General features: G+C 50.9%; 15 protein-coding genes. 2 read left to right on the top strand and 13 right to left on the bottom strand.

Annotated elements, in window-relative coordinates:
- Positions 1–335: 335 nt before the first annotated feature.
- From WH37_RS35375 to WH37_RS06260, 4 genes are all read right to left on the bottom strand, one after another.
- Positions 336–752, bottom strand: a complete 417-nt coding sequence (locus WH37_RS35375; protein WP_046229727.1) for a hypothetical protein — start codon at positions 750–752, stop codon at positions 336–338.
- Positions 752–1,069: a hypothetical protein gene (locus tag WH37_RS06270; RefSeq protein ID WP_046229726.1), complete on the bottom strand. Its 318-nt coding sequence runs from the start codon at positions 1,067–1,069 to the stop codon at positions 752–754. Before WH37_RS06270 ends, WH37_RS35375 begins: the two co-directional genes overlap by 1 nt.
- Positions 1,070–1,487: 418 nt before the next feature.
- Complete coding sequence (locus tag WH37_RS06265; RefSeq protein WP_046229725.1) at positions 1,488–2,663, bottom strand: replication initiation factor domain-containing protein; 1,176 nt, start codon at positions 2,661–2,663, stop codon at positions 1,488–1,490.
- The gene (locus tag WH37_RS06260; protein WP_046229724.1) at positions 2,660–3,196 is read right to left on the bottom strand and encodes a tyrosine-type recombinase/integrase; all 537 of its coding nucleotides are present in this window, start codon (positions 3,194–3,196) and stop codon (positions 2,660–2,662) included. Before WH37_RS06260 ends, WH37_RS06265 begins: the two co-directional genes overlap by 4 nt.
- A gap of 250 nt (positions 3,197–3,446) precedes the next feature.
- On the opposite strand from WH37_RS06260, the gene WH37_RS06255 reads away from it, so the two are divergent.
- Positions 3,447–4,919, top strand: a complete 1,473-nt coding sequence (locus WH37_RS06255) for a VanW family protein (protein WP_046229723.1) — start codon at positions 3,447–3,449, stop codon at positions 4,917–4,919.
- 226 nt (positions 4,920–5,145) lie between these two features.
- Positions 5,146–7,095 carry an amidase family protein gene (locus WH37_RS06250; protein WP_046229722.1) on the top strand — a complete coding sequence of 650 codons (1,950 nt, stop codon included), beginning with the start codon at positions 5,146–5,148 and terminating at the stop codon, positions 7,093–7,095.
- Between the two features lie 123 nt (positions 7,096–7,218).
- On the opposite strand, the gene argH is transcribed toward WH37_RS06250, so the two are convergent.
- From argH to prfB, 9 genes are all read right to left on the bottom strand, one after another.
- On the bottom strand, positions 7,219–8,634 hold the full coding sequence (gene argH, locus WH37_RS06245) for an argininosuccinate lyase (protein ID WP_046229763.1): 1,416 nt from the start codon (positions 8,632–8,634) through the stop codon (positions 7,219–7,221).
- Between the two features lie 97 nt (positions 8,635–8,731).
- Positions 8,732–9,961, bottom strand: coding sequence for an argininosuccinate synthase (locus WH37_RS06240; RefSeq protein WP_046229721.1), 1,230 nt, complete (start codon positions 9,959–9,961; stop codon positions 8,732–8,734).
- A 94-nt stretch (positions 9,962–10,055) separates the two neighbouring features.
- On the bottom strand, positions 10,056–11,033 hold the full coding sequence (gene argF, locus WH37_RS06235) for an ornithine carbamoyltransferase (protein ID WP_046229720.1): 978 nt from the start codon (positions 11,031–11,033) through the stop codon (positions 10,056–10,058).
- A 25-nt stretch (positions 11,034–11,058) separates the two neighbouring features.
- On the bottom strand, positions 11,059–12,261 hold the full coding sequence (locus WH37_RS06230) for an acetylornithine transaminase (RefSeq protein ID WP_046229719.1): 1,203 nt from the start codon (positions 12,259–12,261) through the stop codon (positions 11,059–11,061).
- 30 nt (positions 12,262–12,291) lie between these two features.
- Positions 12,292–13,083, bottom strand: coding sequence for an acetylglutamate kinase (argB, locus tag WH37_RS06225; protein ID WP_046229718.1), 792 nt, complete (start codon positions 13,081–13,083; stop codon positions 12,292–12,294).
- 45 nt (positions 13,084–13,128) lie between these two features.
- Positions 13,129–14,370 carry a bifunctional glutamate N-acetyltransferase/amino-acid acetyltransferase ArgJ gene (gene argJ / locus WH37_RS06220; RefSeq protein WP_046229717.1) on the bottom strand — a complete coding sequence of 414 codons (1,242 nt, stop codon included), beginning with the start codon at positions 14,368–14,370 and terminating at the stop codon, positions 13,129–13,131.
- 49 nt (positions 14,371–14,419) lie between these two features.
- On the bottom strand, positions 14,420–15,469 hold the full coding sequence (gene argC / locus WH37_RS06215) for an N-acetyl-gamma-glutamyl-phosphate reductase (RefSeq protein ID WP_046229716.1): 1,050 nt from the start codon (positions 15,467–15,469) through the stop codon (positions 14,420–14,422).
- 183 nt (positions 15,470–15,652) lie between these two features.
- The gene (locus WH37_RS06210) at positions 15,653–16,576 is read right to left on the bottom strand and encodes a YitT family protein (RefSeq protein ID WP_082110676.1); all 924 of its coding nucleotides are present in this window, start codon (positions 16,574–16,576) and stop codon (positions 15,653–15,655) included.
- A 200-nt stretch (positions 16,577–16,776) separates the two neighbouring features.
- A protein-coding gene (prfB, locus tag WH37_RS06205) for a peptide chain release factor 2 (RefSeq protein WP_143088734.1) occupies positions 16,777–17,884 on the bottom strand; the annotation gives its coding sequence in 2 pieces (ribosomal slippage) (positions 16,777–17,811 and positions 17,813–17,884; 1,107 coding nt in all).
- Positions 17,885–17,984 lie beyond the last annotated feature (100 nt).

The following is a 17,984-nucleotide window of genomic DNA, read 5'->3' as shown; positions in this document are numbered from 1 at the left end:
AGGCTTTACTTCATTCGAATCCGAAGCGGTAGAATCCATCGAATCCTTAAAAATATTAATCAAGAAGCTAGCACCAAAAGAAAGGATGAAAGTAGGCAATAGCACAATGAACAAATCCATTAGTAATAGCCACCCCACTTTCTATAAATCCATTCCGATAAAGACATCAGGGAAAGCACAAGGATTCCAGCTGAAGCAAAAGCAAGAGACAAAATCCAAAGATATAAAATGTTCATCGACGGCTCACCATCCTAGCAGCCAAACTATAGCCACAATAAATACTTAAGACAATAAAACAAAGCCAACCAATATGAATGATCGTAGAAAGCTGCTCACTAATTTGCTGGAGCCAATCCGTTTGATCCTGCGCATAAGGTGGGGTCGTCGGAATCGGCGTTGGGGTCGGGATCGGAGTCGGGGTCGGTGTTAGAATCGGTGTTTCTGTTGGTATTGGCGTTTCTTCCACTTGGCAGCACTCCTTCCGTTAACGTCAGCATTTCGACGACTTCAATCTCAAGCTCTTTTCCTTCTTTCAGCCAGCAAAGCAAACTAATGATCGGATCGACATGTTCCTGCAAATGTTCGGCAATCAAACGGCAATAAGCTCCATTTGGAATATAGACGCTAACGACTTTCGTTGCATAACGTTTATCACCAGCCTGTACAATGTCGATCTGTCCGACCTTGCTGCTGCCTTTTGGCATATCGACCAGCCGAAAGGCACTAACCACACCCGTTAAGATAACGCGCATTACGCTTGCTGATTTTTCGACTTGGCAAAATTAATCGGCTCGACGAAAATGAAATCTGCAATTTTGAGTGTTGGTTTTTTACCGCGCATCGAAACAATCATGTCGGCTTCAAAAATGGAAGGCAAAGGCTGCTTCTTCACATACTCGTAAAATTCATAATCCATGATCGTAGTTTGAGGAATACGACCGATGTTGTTTTCCTCTTCGCCACCGTCTTCCTCTACAAAGTGAACTTTGCAGCCTTCAATAATTTCGCCTGTACCTTCTTGAGGAAATTTATAACGGCTTGCACCCAGAATCAAAACTCTTGCTTTCATAACAGCACATCCTTTTTTTAGTAGTTTTATAAGAACAGCTCGGGGTGAGCGTGGTTCACAAAATTGTCACATTTGAGGAAAAGAAATTTTCGGGGTCAAACGAAGCATTTTGGGGGCACCACTCATTTGCACTTTTTGTACATTCGTGAAAATGAGAATGGAAGGAGAAAACAAAAAAAGTGCCTACCATGAGAAATGGTCGGCACTTGACAAGAACGGATGTTCCCTTTTGAAAACAGAACAATTGTACTATAATGCATGTATAGAGACACCCCAGTTGCTATGGGATGCCTCATAGGAAGCGACTGCTGTGCCGACCAAAGCTTGCAGCAGTCCTTCCGAATTAAACTATATCTAGTATAAACGCTTTATGGATGAGTTGGCAATACTTTCTTTAGCTACACTTAGTATCACCGACCTATATGCGTGGGTCATTCGAAGGAGCCGCTGCGAACGGCTCTTTTTTGCTGTCCTCATTTTGCCGATGAGCCTTTGCCAGCTCCGCAACAAACGTCCGACTCGCATCCTTGGTGAACTCCAGTTGCATTGCCCTACGCTCGATACGCCTTTGCAAATGCTCTCCAGCTTCTTTCCGCTTCCTATTCTGGAAATCCGTCGCACGCGCCACCTGTGCGTCTGTCATACGCTCTAGGCCGTCGCTAATCATGTCCCAAAGCATTTCCGGCCCAGGAGAACCATGCGCATACCAAATTTCAGCTAGAGTAGGATTGACCTGTCTATTAACCCAATCTTCCTTTTGTTCAATGGTTTTATCGGGAGCCTGACGGGAGAGCTGGAGACGTTCAACTTCACCAAGATAGTCCAGCCACCAATCACAGACAGGCCACCGAGCCTTATTACTATCGCAACCCCGATCAACAAAGTTTAAATAGTTTTTGACAAGCCGGAAGAAAATCAAACCGCCGTCGTCCCCGTACAGGAGAGCTGCCACGGCATCCTGCGCCCGATCATCCTTGAGTTCTAGCTCCGCACGATTCCAAACGGTCAAATGCTCTTCGAGCTGCTTCCCTGCATTTTCCCGTTCTTTGTTCTTCTCGTACACGCGAAGCTGGATGTCGGAGAGCGCCGATCCGAAGTAAGCCGTGTCGCCCTGACTCAATCCATCAGATATGCGTATCTTCTCCATACGGTTAAGATTTTTCCATTTACTCCTGGCTTCACCGCGCTTCACCTTACGGATCAGCTGGTTGACCGTGTAATATGGCTTCTCGCCATTGTAACGAAATTCGTCAGCTGCCAAATCGAAACGACTAAACTTGCCGCCGTTATTGATCACCTTGGCAAACAATTCATACCAATCGCCGTTGTAAAACGTCTCGTACTCACGGCAGCCTTGCCCTGACATTTGAACGTGTATGCCTAAATCCATCCCCGTTGTACTTTCCCAAAGCACCCGAATGTCCCCACAAATCTTTTGCTTGGCGTAAAAATGAAGACCACGGGGCAAGTCTACAAATTCCGATTCAGGAATGCCGATCAGCTCAAAAACTTGCGTGAGCGTCAACCCCTTGAGCGTAAAACTAGCCCAGTCTACCAAAACGATCAAATGTTCACGCTGCTGCTCATCACTCAAAGAAAAAACCCCTTTACGGCTGAATCTGCATCATCCTGCAAAACGCCTATGTAGTATAAAGTTTCACGTTCCGAACTATGGTTAAGTAATTCCATCAGCATGGCGATATCTTGGGTCTGCCTGTAAAAATGATAGCCGAACGTCTTTCGGCAAGTGTGCGTCCCAATATTTTTAAGCCCGATCCGTTCGGCAGCCACCGCCATCATGCGATAAGCAGAGCCGATTGTCATCGGAACATTTTGATAACGGGAGCGAAACAAGTAATCATCATCATCCATATATTTCACGTAGTCGTCCAAGAATGGACGCATGGAATCATTCAGGTAAAAACGATTTAGCTTCCTTGTTTTCGATTCTTTCAGCATCAAATGAGACGCCCGAACGTGGCGAGCCTGCAAACGGATAAGGTCTCCACCGCGCAACGCCGTATTAATGCCAAGTTTGAAAAACATCCAATTGCGATAACCGTACCAGCGAAGCGCGTGTTCCATGCGTTCAATATCTAACGGCGATCTTAAGGGTTCGACTCTCATGCTGTCCTCCGAAATATGTATAATAGTGCAAGTAAATTTTTCTTTTCGACGGTTTCTTTCCTCATTTTTCACAATTCTCATATTCAATCTAGCTGTTCGCATATACATAACAGAGTCGTTTTTGAAATATAAGAATTTATAAGTTACGCACTTATAAATGGGCTTATATTTCTCGGAGTGAAACGAGCTGCGCCGCCAAAGGACGGCGAAAGCCGTTTCACCTTGACCCGGAGGAAGGGGGATTGTCCCATTGAAAAAATTGCATCTCACCAGCATTTTTGTATTTGCCCTGCTGCTTGCGGCATCCGTCAGTTGGGGTGGACTCACGTATTATGCCGAGCAGCGTACCGTGCCAGCAGGCGTAACGGCGGGTGGGCTGAATATTGGCGGGCTGCCTATCCCAGAAGCAATTAAACTGCTGAGTGACTATGAACAGGCTCTTGGAGCGCGTGAACTGACGGTTGCTACCGGCAGTGGTGGCTCGGACAGGCGCACGTGGAAGGCGGAGGAGCTTGGCTATAAGGCAGATATCTCGGAAGTACGCGAGGCTTTGCAGCAGCTCGGCAAAGGAACGTTGTGGGAAGCAGCGAAATACCGCTATCATTTTCCGCGAACCTTTGAGCTTGCGCAGACGTTCAATCAAGCTTTGTTCGAAAAGCTTATTCGCCAGCAATGGGGCTGGCTGGAGCAAAATGAGCCCAAAGATGCCGTCCGCATCATCACGGATCAGGATGACATTTTTTATGAGCCGGAAGCAGAGGCGTACCGTATTGAAATGAGCCGTCTGTCCGCAGACGTAAAAAGCTGGCTTTGGCTCGCCGCGGATTCTAAAGCCCCTGCGGAGCAGGCGGCTTATCGCACCGAGCTTCCTATCCTCACCCTGTCTCCTTCCGTTACGCTGGAGCAGCTCAAGGCGCAGGGGGTCGAGCGCAAAATGATGTCGTTCACGACCGACTTCGCTGCGAGCGCAGAGGGCCGCGCCTATAATGTCGCCTCAACGGCGGCTGCTCTCGACAACTGGCTGCTGGCTCCGGGCGAGGTTTTTGATTACAGCAAAGTCATTCGCAGGGCCGAGGAAAAATACGGCTTTCGGGAAGCACCCGTCATCTTGAACGGCAAGCTTGTTCCCGGTATCGGCGGCGGCATCTGCCAAGTGTCCAGCACGCTTTACAACGCCGCACTGCGCGCAGGCCTTGAAATTGTCGAAAGACGCAACCACTCGCTTCCCGTCTCTTATTTGCCCGTTGGACAAGACGCTACCTATGCCGACGGCGCCATTAACTTTCGGTTTCGCAATTCAACGGACAAGTACATCATCATTCGCGCTTCATCTGCGGGTCGCAAGCTGACAGTCAAGCTATTCGGAAAAATGTCCGAGGATGTCCAGTATCGCATTGAATCGGTTACCGTCGGCACCCTGTCTCCAGAGGTGCAGCAGCTTCAAGACCCTGCGCTGCCAGCGGGTACACGCAAGGTGATTGCTCCAGGACGCAATGGCTACGTCGTTGACACATTCAGAGTGACGCTGGAGAATGGCAAACCTCCATTAAAGGAACGTATTTCGCGCGACACTTACCGTGCCCAGCCTACTGTCATTCATATTGGCACGGGGAAAGCAGGGAGCGCCGATCAAGCGCCAGTCCCACAACCCGCTCCGGCACCAAGCACACCCAATGGATCGGGCACACCGACAGAACCGCTGCTTGAGGATGGCATTAGCTAAATCCCGTAATTATATAACATAAATATGACGTGATTAGATTCAAATCTATAATAAATGTCATGATTATTAACATAATAAGAGAAAGGGATTAAATCGCCGATATACCTAGTAATTCACTTATTCAATCGCTTACTTGGATGATTTTCAAGCCTTGCGCTCTCTATGCTTCCTACTATACTCTTTATGAATGTAAGATTACATTACATAATAGAGAGGGAGTTTAAAGATGCCAAATCTTCTTTCATCATGGAAAAAACACAGTGCTGCTTTGCTTGCTGGCGCATTGCTGCTCACAGGGCCTCTAACAGCCTCTACTGCTGCGGCAGCAGCTGTCTATCAAGGAGAATCTTCGAAAGCGATAGAGCTTAAGCTGGGGGATGCCAGCATTGCCCCTGACAAGCTTATTCCTTCGGCGGAGCTAAAAAAACTGTTTGACCAAAGCGCCAAGCTTGCAGGCGGAGACGCCACGTTTAAAGCCGCAACAAAAGGGACGACCGTCACTCGCAAGGATGCTGCAGTTATGATCGCAGAAGGACTTCATTTGTCCCCAGCTGCCGAGCCATACAAAGACGTGCCGGATAAAGCGTCATATGCTTCATCAGTTGGAGCGGTCATGGAAGCGAAGCTGATGCTTGGCGTAAACCAAACCAATTTTGCACCAAACCAATCGCTGACTTATGCGGGGGCCTATGCGCTTGCTTATCGCATTTATAATTACAGCATGCCATTCCTGCTGCCAGAAGCGACGATTGCCAGCATTCAGCAGGCTGTCGGCCAAGGCAAGCTCACCTATAAAGAGCTAGTTCAGCAATATCTGGATCGCATCGAGAAATACGATGACCAAGGCATTAAGCTGAATGCGATTTTGACAATTAATCCAAAGGCGCTTGAAATCGCCGAGGAGCTGGATAAAGAACGTGCGGCCTCTGGCATTCGCGGCCCGCTGCACGGCATTCCCGTCATTGTGAAGGACAACTATGACACGAATGACATGCCTACGACAGCAGGCTGCCTCTGCCTGAAGGATTCCATTCCTTCCGAGGATGCCGATCAGGTTGCCAAGCTTAAGGCGGCAGGCGCCATTATTTTAGCCAAAGCCAATTTGCATGAGTTTGCATTCGGCATTACGACTAGCAGCTCCCTGGGCGGCCAAACCTTGAACCCTTATGCATTGGACCACTACCCTGGCGGATCCAGCGGCGGCACAGGCGCTGCCATCGCAGCGAACTTCGGCGTCATCGGCATGGGCACCGATACTGGCGGCTCCATCCGCATCCCTTCGACCTATAACAGCCTGGTCGGCATTCGTCCAACGATCGGCCTCTCCAGCCGCGACGGCATCATCCCGCTCGCCCTGTCGCAGGACGTAGGCGGACCTATGACCCGTACCGTGGCAGATGCAGCCATCGTACTCGATGCAACGGTTGGTTATGACCCTGACGATGTGGCGACAGCAGCAAGCATCAGCCGCATTCCAAGCAGCTACACGAGCTATCTGGATGCAAAAGGTTTGAAAGGCGCACGCATCGGAGTGGCCACAGAGCTATTCGGCACTGCGGAAGCGGAGCAGCCTACCACTGAAGTGGTGCAAGCGGCTGTTAAAGATTTAGCTAAACTAGGCGCGGTAACTGTCGATATTACCATTCCGAACCTGAAGGAAATTATGGCTTACCCCAGCCTCAGCGGCTACGAATTCAAATTCCAGCTGAATGAATATTTAGCAGAGCTGGGCTCCAGAGCCCCTTACCACTCGCTTACTGAAATTATCGCTTCCGGTCAATTCGACAAGTCGATGGAAGCTTCACTCAAAACACGCGATGCCAGACAATCTCTGAATACGGAAGATTACAAAGATATCGTGCTGTTCCGCACCAAAACGACGAAAGATGCGCTGCTGAAAGTGATGGCTGACAATAAGCTTGATGCCATCGTATATCCTTCCACTACGCAAACAGCCGCATTGATTGGCGAAGCGCAAAGTGCGGGCGGTAACAATCGCCTCAGCCCGTTCTCTGGCTTCCCAGCTATTACAGTGCCTGCTGGCTACACAGCTGAAGGCCTCGGAGCGAGCATTGAATTCCTCGGCCGCGAATACAGCGAGCCAACGCTGATCAAGCTGGCTTACTCTTACGAGCAAGGAACGAAGCATCGCGTCGCTCCTGTACTTGCCCCTTAAAGAAGCAGCACATACGCATGCGATTGCCATAATTACAAGCTCACGCGAAAAAGCAAAAAAAAATCTCCAAATCCGCCTTTACAGTGGATTTGGAGATTTTTGATTTTATACCATAAGCACAGCTTAACGGCTGCGCTCCGCGTATTCCGTTACCCATGCCGCTACCTTCAGCAGTTCCTCATCGGCACGGCCAATGGCTGCTTCAACCTGGACGGTCGCTGTGCCGCCATAGACGTTGCGGGCATCAACAACCTGCTCCGGCTGGAGCACCGCATAAATGCGATCATCAAACAGCTCGGAAAATTGCTTGAATTCCTCCAGCTTCAGATCGAGCAAATATTTGCCCTGCTCAATGCAATAAAGCACCGTTTTACCGATAACTTCATGCGCTTGGCGGAAAGGAAGCCCTTTGCCAACGAGGAAATCGGCAATATCGGTCGCATTGGAGAAATCCTGATTGACCGCTTGGCGCATCCGGTCTTTGTTGACCTTCATCGTAGCGATCATCGGCGCGAACAGTTGAAGCGCGCCTTGCAGCGTGCGAACCGTATCAAACATGCCTTCCTTGTCTTCCTGCATATCCTTGTTGTACGCCAGCGGAAGCGATTTTAAAACCGTCAGCAGACCAACAAGGTTGCCATAGACACGGCCTGTTTTGCCGCGCACCAGTTCAGGCACATCCGGATTTTTCTTCTGCGGCATAATGCTGCTGCCCGTGCAGAAAGCATCATCCAGCTCAACGAAATTGAACTCTGTGCTGGACCACAGGATGAGCTCTTCGCTCAGACGCGACAGATGCATCATAATAATCGAAGCATGGGAGAGAAATTCCAAAATAAAGTCGCGGTCACTGACTGCATCCAGACTATTTTCATAAACACGATCAAATTTCAACTGGCTCGCTACAAAATGGCGGTCGATTGGGAACGTCGTTCCCGCAAGCGCGCCTGCGCCAAGCGGCAGCATGTTGATGCGCTTATAGCTGTCTTGCAGGCGCTCAATGTCGCGTCCGAACATCGCTACGTAAGCCATCAGATGATGGGCGAACAAAATCGGCTGGGCACGCTGCAAATGCGTGTAGCCCGGCACGATTGTTGCCGTATTCGCTTTCGCCTGCTCCACAAGCGACGATTGCAGCTTTTGCAGCAAATCCACGAATTCTACAACGCGCTTGCGCAAATAAAGATGCATATCGGTCGAAACCTGGTCATTACGACTGCGTCCGGTGTGCAGCTTGCCGCCTACTGAGCCAATGTCGTCAATAAGCGTTTTCTCGATATTCATATGAATATCCTCGTCGGATACCGAAAACTCCAGATCATTGCGCTTAATGCGCTGCAAGACGCGGTGCAGGCCGTCCTGAATCGTCTCTACATCTTTATCCGGCAAAATGCCCTGCTTGCCCAGCATCGTCACATGAGCCAAGCTGCCTTGAATGTCTTCTTCCGCTAGTTCCTTATCGAACAGAATGGATGCTGTATATTCCTCCACCAGCTGATCGGTCTTCTTCGTAAATCTGCCGCCCCATAACTTGCTCACGTTATCGCACTCCCTCCCGGAAAAGGCGCGGGGCCGCTGCATGCAGCGGCCTCTCCTTTGCTTCCGGCATCTATTAATAAATGACGTACTCTTATTCTTATTTACCGCTGTATTTCGTCCCGACTTTCAAACGCAGCGCGTTCAGGCGGATAAAGCCTGTAGCATCGCCTTGGTCATAAGCTTGCGTCGGATCAGCTTCCATCGTTGCAATTTCCGGATTGTACAGGCTCACTGGGCTTTGTACGCCAGCGCCGATGATATTGCCTTTGTACAGCTTCAGGCGTACAGTACCGGTAACGTTTTTCTGCGATTCCAGCACGAGAGCTTGCAGCGCAAGACGCTCAGGCGCGAACCAAAAGCCGTTATATACAAGCTGGCTGTATTTTGCAATAAGGGAATCACGCAGATTCATGACTTCACGGTCCATCGTGAGCGACTCCATTTTGCGGTGAGCGCTGAATAGGATCGTGCCGCCCGGCGTCTCATACACACCACGGCTCTTCATGCCGACAAAACGGTTCTCGACCATATCCACGCGGCCAATACCGTGCTTGCCACCCAAGTCGTTAAGCTTGTCCATGACTTGCAGCGGAGTCAACGACTCGCCGTTAATCGCCGTACAGTTGCCCGCTTCAAAGGACAGCTCCACGTATTCGGATTGATCCGGCGCATCTTCCGGCGCTACGCTGAGCACGAACATATCTTTGTTCTCATCGGAGCTTGGGTCGAACCAAGGATCTTCCAGCATGCCGCTCTCAAAGCTGATGTGCAGCAGGTTGCGGTCAGTGGAATATGGCTTTGCAGCCGAAGCTTGAACCGGAATGTTATGCTTCTCCGCATAAGCGATCATTTCCGCGCGTCCTGGGAACTCTTCACGGAACTGCTCTTCACGCCAAGGCGCGATCACTTTAATATCAGGAGCAAGTGCGGCAACGCCGAGTTCAAAACGAACTTGGTCGTTCCCTTTTCCAGTGGCGCCGTGAGCGATAATTGTTGCACCCTCAGCGCGGGCAATATCAACCATACGCTTCGCGATTAGCGGGCGGGCAATCGAAGTACCAAGCAGATATTGGCCTTCATAGAAAGCGCCAGCTTGGAACATCGGGAAAATAAAATCAGACGCGAACTCATCGCGCAGATCGTCGATATAAACTTTCGAAGCGCCGGTCGCAAGCGCTTTTGCTTCCAGTCCGTCCAGCTCATCCTTTTGTCCGATGTCAGCTGTGAACGCGATAATTTCCGCATCATACGTTTCTTTCAGCCATTTGAGAATGACGGACGTGTCCAGACCGCCCGAATATGCCAATACGATTTTTTCCTTAGCCATTGTAATTGTCGCACTCCTTAAAATCATGATGAATAATCTCGGCGAATATTCCGCTGTGCGGGTGGCAAACCGAATAACGCCGAGTTAAGCTTTATTACATAATCGCGGCCATAATGGCCTTTTGAGCATGAAGACGATTTTCCGCCTGATCAAAAATAATCGAGTGGTCGCCGTCAATAACGCCCTCACTCACTTCCTCGCCGCGATGTGCAGGCAGGCAGTGCATGAACAAATAGTCTTTCTTCGCATGAGCAGCCAATGCTTCATTCACTTGATAAGCGGCAAAGGCGAGCTCGCGTTCCTTCTGCTCCGCTTCTTGCCCCATGCTCGCCCATACATCTGTATAGACGACATCAGCTCCTTCAATTGCTTCTCTCGGATCGCGGCATACATGAATGCGCGAGCCTGTCTCTGCTGCATGATCCTTCGTTTGCTGCACGATGTCCGCATCCGGCTCATAGCCTTCTGGAGTTGCTACCGACATATCAATGCCGAGCTTAGCCGCTCCCATGAGCAGGGAGTGAACCATGTTGTTGCCGTCGCCGATATAAGCCACTTTCAGCCCTTCCAGCTTGCCCTTATGCTCCAGAATGGTCTGGTAGTCGGCCAGCGCCTGACAAGGATGTGAAAGGTCCGTCAAGCCGTTGATAACCGGAATCGTTGCGCCGCGCGCCAACTCCACTACTTTGCGATGCGCGAACGTACGAATCATAATACCGTCCAGGTAACGCGAAAGCGTCTGTGCCGTGTCCCAAATGGACTCGCCGCGTCCGATTTGCAAATCATTGCCGCTCAGGAACAGTCCGTGTCCGCCGAGCTGGTAAATGCCCGTCTCGAACGATACGCGCGTACGCGTCGAGGATTTTTCAAAAATCATCCCGAGTGTTTTTCCTTTAAGCAGATGATGCGTTTCACCCGCTTTCAGCTTTTGCTTAAGCTCGATAGCGAGATCGATCAGGTAACGGATTTCCGCTGGCGCATAATCCACCAGCATGAGAAAATCGCGGCCTTTCAGGCTCGCAGCCATTTCTTCTTTTACTGCTTCTTGCAAACGTATCTCCTCCACTTCCATCTATGCGTTTCATTTATGATAGCTGTTATTTATTGTCGCCTGCGCCTGCCAGCAGCTCTGCCAAAATGCTCACGGCTTGATCAATCTCCTCGTTCGTAACGAGCAGATTTGGCAGCAGACGGATGACATTCGGTCCCGCCGAAATGACAAGCAGCCCTTTATCCTGCGCTGCAGTGAGCAATCCAGCGATTGGCGCCGCGCATTCGATACCTACGAGCAGCCCTTTGCCGCGAATGTCGTTCACGAATGGATTGCCTGCAAGCTGCGCTTTCAGTTGCGACGTCAAGTAGTCGCCCTTTTCCTCCGCACGCTCAGACAGACGGTCGCCGACAATCGTCTCCAGCGTCGCCTTCACAACAGCTGTTGCGATAGGTGTTCCGCCAAAGGTCGAACCGTGGCTTCCTGGACCAAACGCTTCACGAAGCTCTTCCTTGCACACTGCCGCCCCTACCGGGAAACCGCTGCCAAGCCCTTTCGCCAGCGTGAAAATATCCGGTTCAATGCCGTAATGCTCGTAAGCGAACAGCTTGCCTGTACGGCCCATGCCCGTCTGGATTTCATCGATGATAAGCAAAATGCCATGCTTGCGGCACAGCTTGCACAGTGCATGCACAAATGCCGGATCAGCCGGATAAATGCCGCCTTCTGCCTGAACCAGTTCCAGCATAACTGCCGCTGTTTTATCGCTGATTGCCGCTTCCAAAGCTTCAATATCATTGTAAGGAATGTAGCGGAAGCCCTCCGGCAACGGAGCAAAGCCTTCCTTTACCTTCTCTTGGCCCGTCGCAGTCAAGGTTGCCAGCGTCCGTCCGTGGAAAGAATTTTCGAATGTAATGATTTCATAACGGCCATTGCCTTTAATCTTCTGCTGGTATTTGCGCGCCAGCTTAATTGCCGCTTCGTTCGCCTCTGCGCCCGAGTTGCAGAAAAATACAGCGTCGCCGCTGCTGTTGTCCGTCAACAGGCGCGCAGCTTCCTCCTGATTCGGAATATGAAACAGGTTGGATACATGCCACAGCTCATCCAGCTGCTTCACTAAAGCTTCCTTGATTTTACGAGGCGCATGTCCCAAATTCGTAACGGCAATGCCGCTCATGAAATCGAGATAACGCTTGCCCTGATCATCCCACAGCCAGCTGCCCTCGCCCTTCACCAGCGCGATTGGGTATCTCGCATAAGTAGGCAACAGCGAATTTGCCGTTACCGCTGACGTTGTTTTCTCACTCATCGTTTATATCCTCCCTCCCGCTCTCGCGATTTAAACCCCTTTGACGATACGCGTACCTACTCCGCCCTCGCGTACAGCCTTGGTCAATACGCCTGGCTCCTCGCCGCTGACGATGACTACTTCCTGCACCTGTCCTTGAATACATTGTACAGCTGCGCGGACTTTCGGAATCATTCCGCCATATATTTCTCCGCTTGCGATCATCTCGTCAATATCGGCAACGGTGACCACAGGCAGCACCTGCTTCACACCATCAACCGCACGCATAATGCCCGGCACATCGGTTACTACAATCATTTGGTGCACACCGAGGTGGGAAGCTACAGCTCCAGCCGCGGTATCCGCGTTAATGTTGTAGCGCTGCCCCTGTGCATCAATGCCTACAGGCGCAATAACGGGAATATACCCCATTGCCATCACGCCTTCTATAACAGCAGCGTTAATGTCCGTCACATCGCCTACAAAGCCAATCTCATCGGCGTTTGCGACAAGGCGAGCGGTAATCAGCTGGCCATCCACGCCCGACAAGCCAAGCGCCTGTGCGCCGCAAGAGGACATTTTTCGCACTATCTCCTTGTTGATGCGTCCAGACAAAACCATTTCGACGACATCCAGCACCGCTTCGCTCGTCTTGCGCAAACCACCGACAAACTCTGTCTCAATGCCAAGCTTCGCCAGCGTCTCCGAAATCGCCGGTCCGCCGCCATGCACAATAACCGGGCTAACGCCGGATTGCTGCAGCTCCCGCAGCTCGCCGAAGAAAGATTCAGGCAGCGCGGCAAGTGTACTGCCGCCGCATTTCATTACAAATCGTTGCTTCATGCTATTATGAGCTCCTTTATCGCTTAATGCCCGCCTCATGCACCGTTATGTACGGTAAGCCGCATTAATTCGCACGTAGTCATAAGTCAGGTCACAGCCCCAAGCCGTAGCTGCGCCTTCTTCCATATGCAGATCCACATGAATGACGACCGTATCGCCCTTCAAATACTCCAGCGCCTTCTCCTCGTCAAAAGCGACCGGCCTCGACTGCTGCAGCGTCACAATGCTGCCCAGTGAAATATCGACCGTATCCGGGTTGACAGGCTCACCTGCGCGGCCTACTGCCGCAATAATCCGGCCCCAGTTCGCATCTGCGCCAAACACCGCCGATTTCACAAGGGAAGAACCAATGACCGTCTTCGCAATCGCCTGTGCCGATGCATCGCTAACCGCTCCACGTACTTGAACCTCGACAAGCTTCGTTGCACCTTCGCCGTCACGCGCGATTGCTTTCGCAAGCACCTCGCACACATGGCGAAGCGCCGCGCCGAAAGCTGCCCAGCCTTCATGCTGCGGATTAAGCTCGCTGTTGCCGGCAAGTCCGCTTGCCATGGCAACGAGCATATCGTTCGTGCTTGTATCGCCATCTACCGTAATCATATTAAAAGTATGGTTCGTTGCTTCACGCAGCAGCTGCTGCAGCGCTTCGCTGCCAATTTCCGCATCCGTCGTAACGAAACCAAGCATCGTTGCCATGTTCGGGTGAATCATGCCGGAGCCTTTCGCCGCTCCAGCGATATGAATGAGCTGTCCGTCAATTTCAACGGATACGCAGACCATTTTTTGCACCAAATCGGTCGTTAAAATCGCCTGACAGAAGCTTTCTGCCGCTTGCTTGTCCGAAGCTAGCTTCGCTGGCAGCTCGCTGATGCCGCTGCGCACTTTGTCCATTTTGAGCAGCTCGCCAATAACGCCGGTAGAAGCTACCGCTACCTCATCCGCTGCAATGCCAACACGCTCAGCGAATTTATTGCGCATTTCATAAGCATCCGCTTCGCCCTGCTCGCCTGTGCAAGCGTTGGCGTTGCCGCTGTTGACCAGCACAGCACGCAGGCGGCCGCCTTCGCCAATGCTCTCGCGCGTCACCTTAAGCGGTGCCGCCTGAAAAACATTTGTCGTGTAAACGCCCGCCGCTGCCGCCGGAACCTCGCATACGATCGCGCCAAGGTCATTGCGCGTGGTTTTTTTTAAGCCGCAGTGAATGCCGCCCGCTGTAAAGCCCTTCGGTGTTGTAATCGAGCCTTCCGCCACAACCGTATAAAGGGGTGCAGTGTGTCCCTGTCCCATAATTACATCGTTCTCCTTCGCTTCATTCTAAAATAGGTTATGCTGCTTCTTATGGATAAACAGGAACAAACTGCAACCCAAGCGTCTCATCCCAGCCCATCATGAGGTTCATGTTCTGAATCGCTTGTCCAGCTGCGCCTTTGACCAAATTATCAATGACCGAAACAATCGTCACTCTGCCTGTGCGGCTATCGAACGCAAAGCCGATATCGCAATAGTTGGAGCCCCACACTTCCTTCGTAGCAGGCAATTGTCCTTCAGGACGAATACGCACGAATGGGCGGTTCTCATAATAGCTGCGATACAGCTCCATAAAATCATCCGCGCTTCTGCTGTCTTTCACCGTTGCATACATCGTCGTCATAATGCCGCGCGTCATCGGCACGAGATGCGTCGAGAACGTCGTCACAACCGGGCGGCCCGCAATATCAGAAAGCACCATTTCGATTTCCGGCGTATGCTGATGCTGATTCAGCTTGTACGCTTTTAAGCTCTCATTCAGCTCCGAATAATGCGTGCCGAGGCTCGCACCGCGTCCCGCACCGGAAACACCGGATTTTGCATCAATAATGATGCTGTCCGGATCGATAAAGCCAGCTTGAACGGCCGGAACCAGACCAAGAAGCGCCGCCGTAACGTAACAGCCAGGGTTGGAAATGAGCTTCGCACCCAGCACACGGTCGCCGTAAACTTCAGCCAATCCGTACACCGCTTGCTTCAAATACTCCTCGTCTGCTGCGGGCTTTTTGTACCATTTTTCATATAAATCTCTATCTTGCAGGCGGTAGTCGCCAGATAAATCAATCACTTTAAGGCCGGCCGCCAGCAAATCGGGTGCCAGCTTGGAAGCGACAGCCGCTGGTGTTGCCAAAAATACAACATCCGCTTTGCTGCGAATCGTCTGCGGCTCTACATCATCTAGCAGTTCTTCGCGAATGCCCGTTAAGTGCGGGTATCCTTCTGTAATCGGCGTCCCCGCGCTGGATGATGAAATAACCGAGGTCACCTCAGCAAGAGGATGTGAGGCTAACAATCGAATAAGCTCAACGCCGCCGTAGCCAGTTGAACCGATAATAGCTATTTTCAGTTTTTCGCTCATATCCATCATCTCTCCCTATGAGACTATCTAAAAGTATATTGTACATGATTCAGCAGTCGATTAAAATACACTGTTTTTCCGTATTATTATACATGTCATTTCATATTAATACAATGAGCGGATGGATGTATTTTTGTTCCTCGCATGCCATTCCACCTGCTGTTATGCTCCATATCGCTATTCCTATTCCAGCTTAAACCCTTCCCCTACTACCTCTGATGTATTGCTAATGATGACAAATGCAGAAGGGTCCACCGTCCGAACGAGCTGCTTGAGCTTCGCCACCTCCATTTGCCCCACGACGACCATCAGTACGGTCCGGCCTTCCCCGCTGTAGCCGCCATGCCCATCAAGCTTCGTCAAACCGCGGTCGAGATCATAAAGAATCGTCTCTGACACTTTTTCAGGCTCGCTGCTAATGATAAAAGCGACCTTCGAAACCGGCAGCCCACTTTGTATAATATCAATCGTTTTGCTCGTTACAAATAGCCCGACTAAAGCATATAACGCCACTTCCGGCGAAATAAGCAGGCCAGCCGCAATGATGACACACCCGTCAAAAATAGCAACGGCGAGCCCGAGCGACAATCCCGTATAACGATGTAAAATTTGCGCAGCCAGACCGAGCCCGCCCGTCGAGCCGCGTCCGCGAAAGACGATGCCAAGCCCGAGCCCAACGCCGATCCCGCCATAAATAGCTGCAAGCAAGGGATTATGTGTTGGTGTCGTCCAATCGGATGTAAGCAGAACGAATAACGGCAGCACAACGGAGCCGAGCGCCGCTTTGAGCGCAAAACGTTTGCCCAGCAGCCACAGCCCTACAAAAAACAAGGGAATATTAACAGCCCACTGGGTATAAGCTGGCGCAATGTCAGCAAAACGCTGGACTAAAATCGAAATGCCAGATACACCACCCGAGGCAATGCCGTTCGGTACCAGAAATAAATTAAAGCTTGCCGCCATTATAAAAGAGCCCAGCAGCACCTGAAGCATGCTCCAAACGAGCTGCTTGCCGGGGCTGAGCGTTTTTTTCACCCGTTTATTTATTACCGTCGAATTGGCTGCATGCGGCTTGCGGCTGCGTTCATCATTCATTTCTTTCATCATATCGAATCCCACCCAAATTCATAAAGTCTTACGTAAAACGCTCATAAAAAAGAAGAGTTCCACCCTTGTTTGAGTCGGAACTCTTCTTAGCTTACGTCAATATGGCTTGATCCATGCGTATTCATCCATATCCTATTTCCTATAACCGCATTTGCCTGTTGCTCTGCCTAGCCAATAGGAACGCCATAATCGCCAGCCGTTTAGTCGTGGCGAATTTGATGGCGCAAATATCCGTTAATGAAGGCATTCAGATCGCCATCCATAACGGCACCCACATTGCCTGTCTCCACCGATGTGCGATGATCCTTGACCATGCTGTACGGATGAAAAACATAGGAGCGAATTTGGCTGCCCCAGGCAATATCCGATTGCTCGCCGCGAATTTCCGCGAGATGCTGCCGCTGCTCTTCGATTCTCCGCTCATAAAGCTTGGAACGCAGCATATTCATGGCCCGCTCACGGTTCTGGATTTGCGAACGCTCCTGCTGGCAGGCAACGACGATACCCGAAGGAATATGCGTAATACGAATCGCCGATTCCGTCTTGTTGACGTGCTGTCCGCCCGCCCCGCTCGCACGATATGTATCGACCTTCAAATCCTCGCTGCGGATTTCGATTTCGATGTCATCGGTTATTTCCGGTACTACATCGCAAGATGCGAAGGACGTATGACGACGGCCTGATGCATCAAAAGGCGAAATACGAACGAGGCGGTGTACGCCCTTCTCCGCTTTAAGATAGCCGTAGGCGTTGTAGCCTTTGACCAAAATCGTGACGCTCTTGATGCCTGCCTCATCACCTGGAAGATAATCAAGCAGTTCCACCTTGAAGCCGCTTTTCTCCGCCCAGCGTGTATACATCCGGTACAGCATTTGGCCCCAGTCCTGCGACTCTGTGCCGCCGGCACCAGGATGCAGCTCAACGATAGCATTAAGCTTATCATACGGCTGGTTGAGCAGCAGCGTCAGCTCAAAATCATTCAGCTTGCGCAGCAGCTGGGACGTTCCTTCCAGCAGCTCAGGCTCAAGCGTCTCGTCCTGCTCTTCTTCCGCAAGCTCCAGCATCGTTTGCAAATCTTCCATCTCGCCGTTCAAACGCAAATATTGATCGACGACCGATTTGACCGCATTCATTTCGGAAATGACGTTTTGCGCCTTGTCATTGTCGTCCCAAAAATCAGGCGCCGTCATTTTTTCTTCATAGTTTGCGATTAGCTCATTTTTAAGATCTAAGTCAAAGAGACCCCCTGAGATCTTGGAGCCGCTTCGCTATTTCTCGCAAATCTTGTTTCACCGTTGGTTCTATCATAGCGTACGTTTCACCTCAAATTTCTTATCTTGTCTGGTTGCCCAGCTTTTATTTGCTATGCTGCCTGATGGCATAAACGCGCCTGCTGCGAAGCGCTGCA

Origin of the sequence: Paenibacillus algorifonticola, assembly GCF_000971975.1 — a bacterium.
GTDB classification, from domain to species: domain Bacteria; phylum Bacillota; class Bacilli; order Paenibacillales; family Paenibacillaceae; genus Pristimantibacillus; species Pristimantibacillus algorifonticola.
The sequence above is the reverse complement of the archived record's forward strand: the minus strand, read 5'-3'. Positions and strand labels throughout refer to the sequence as shown.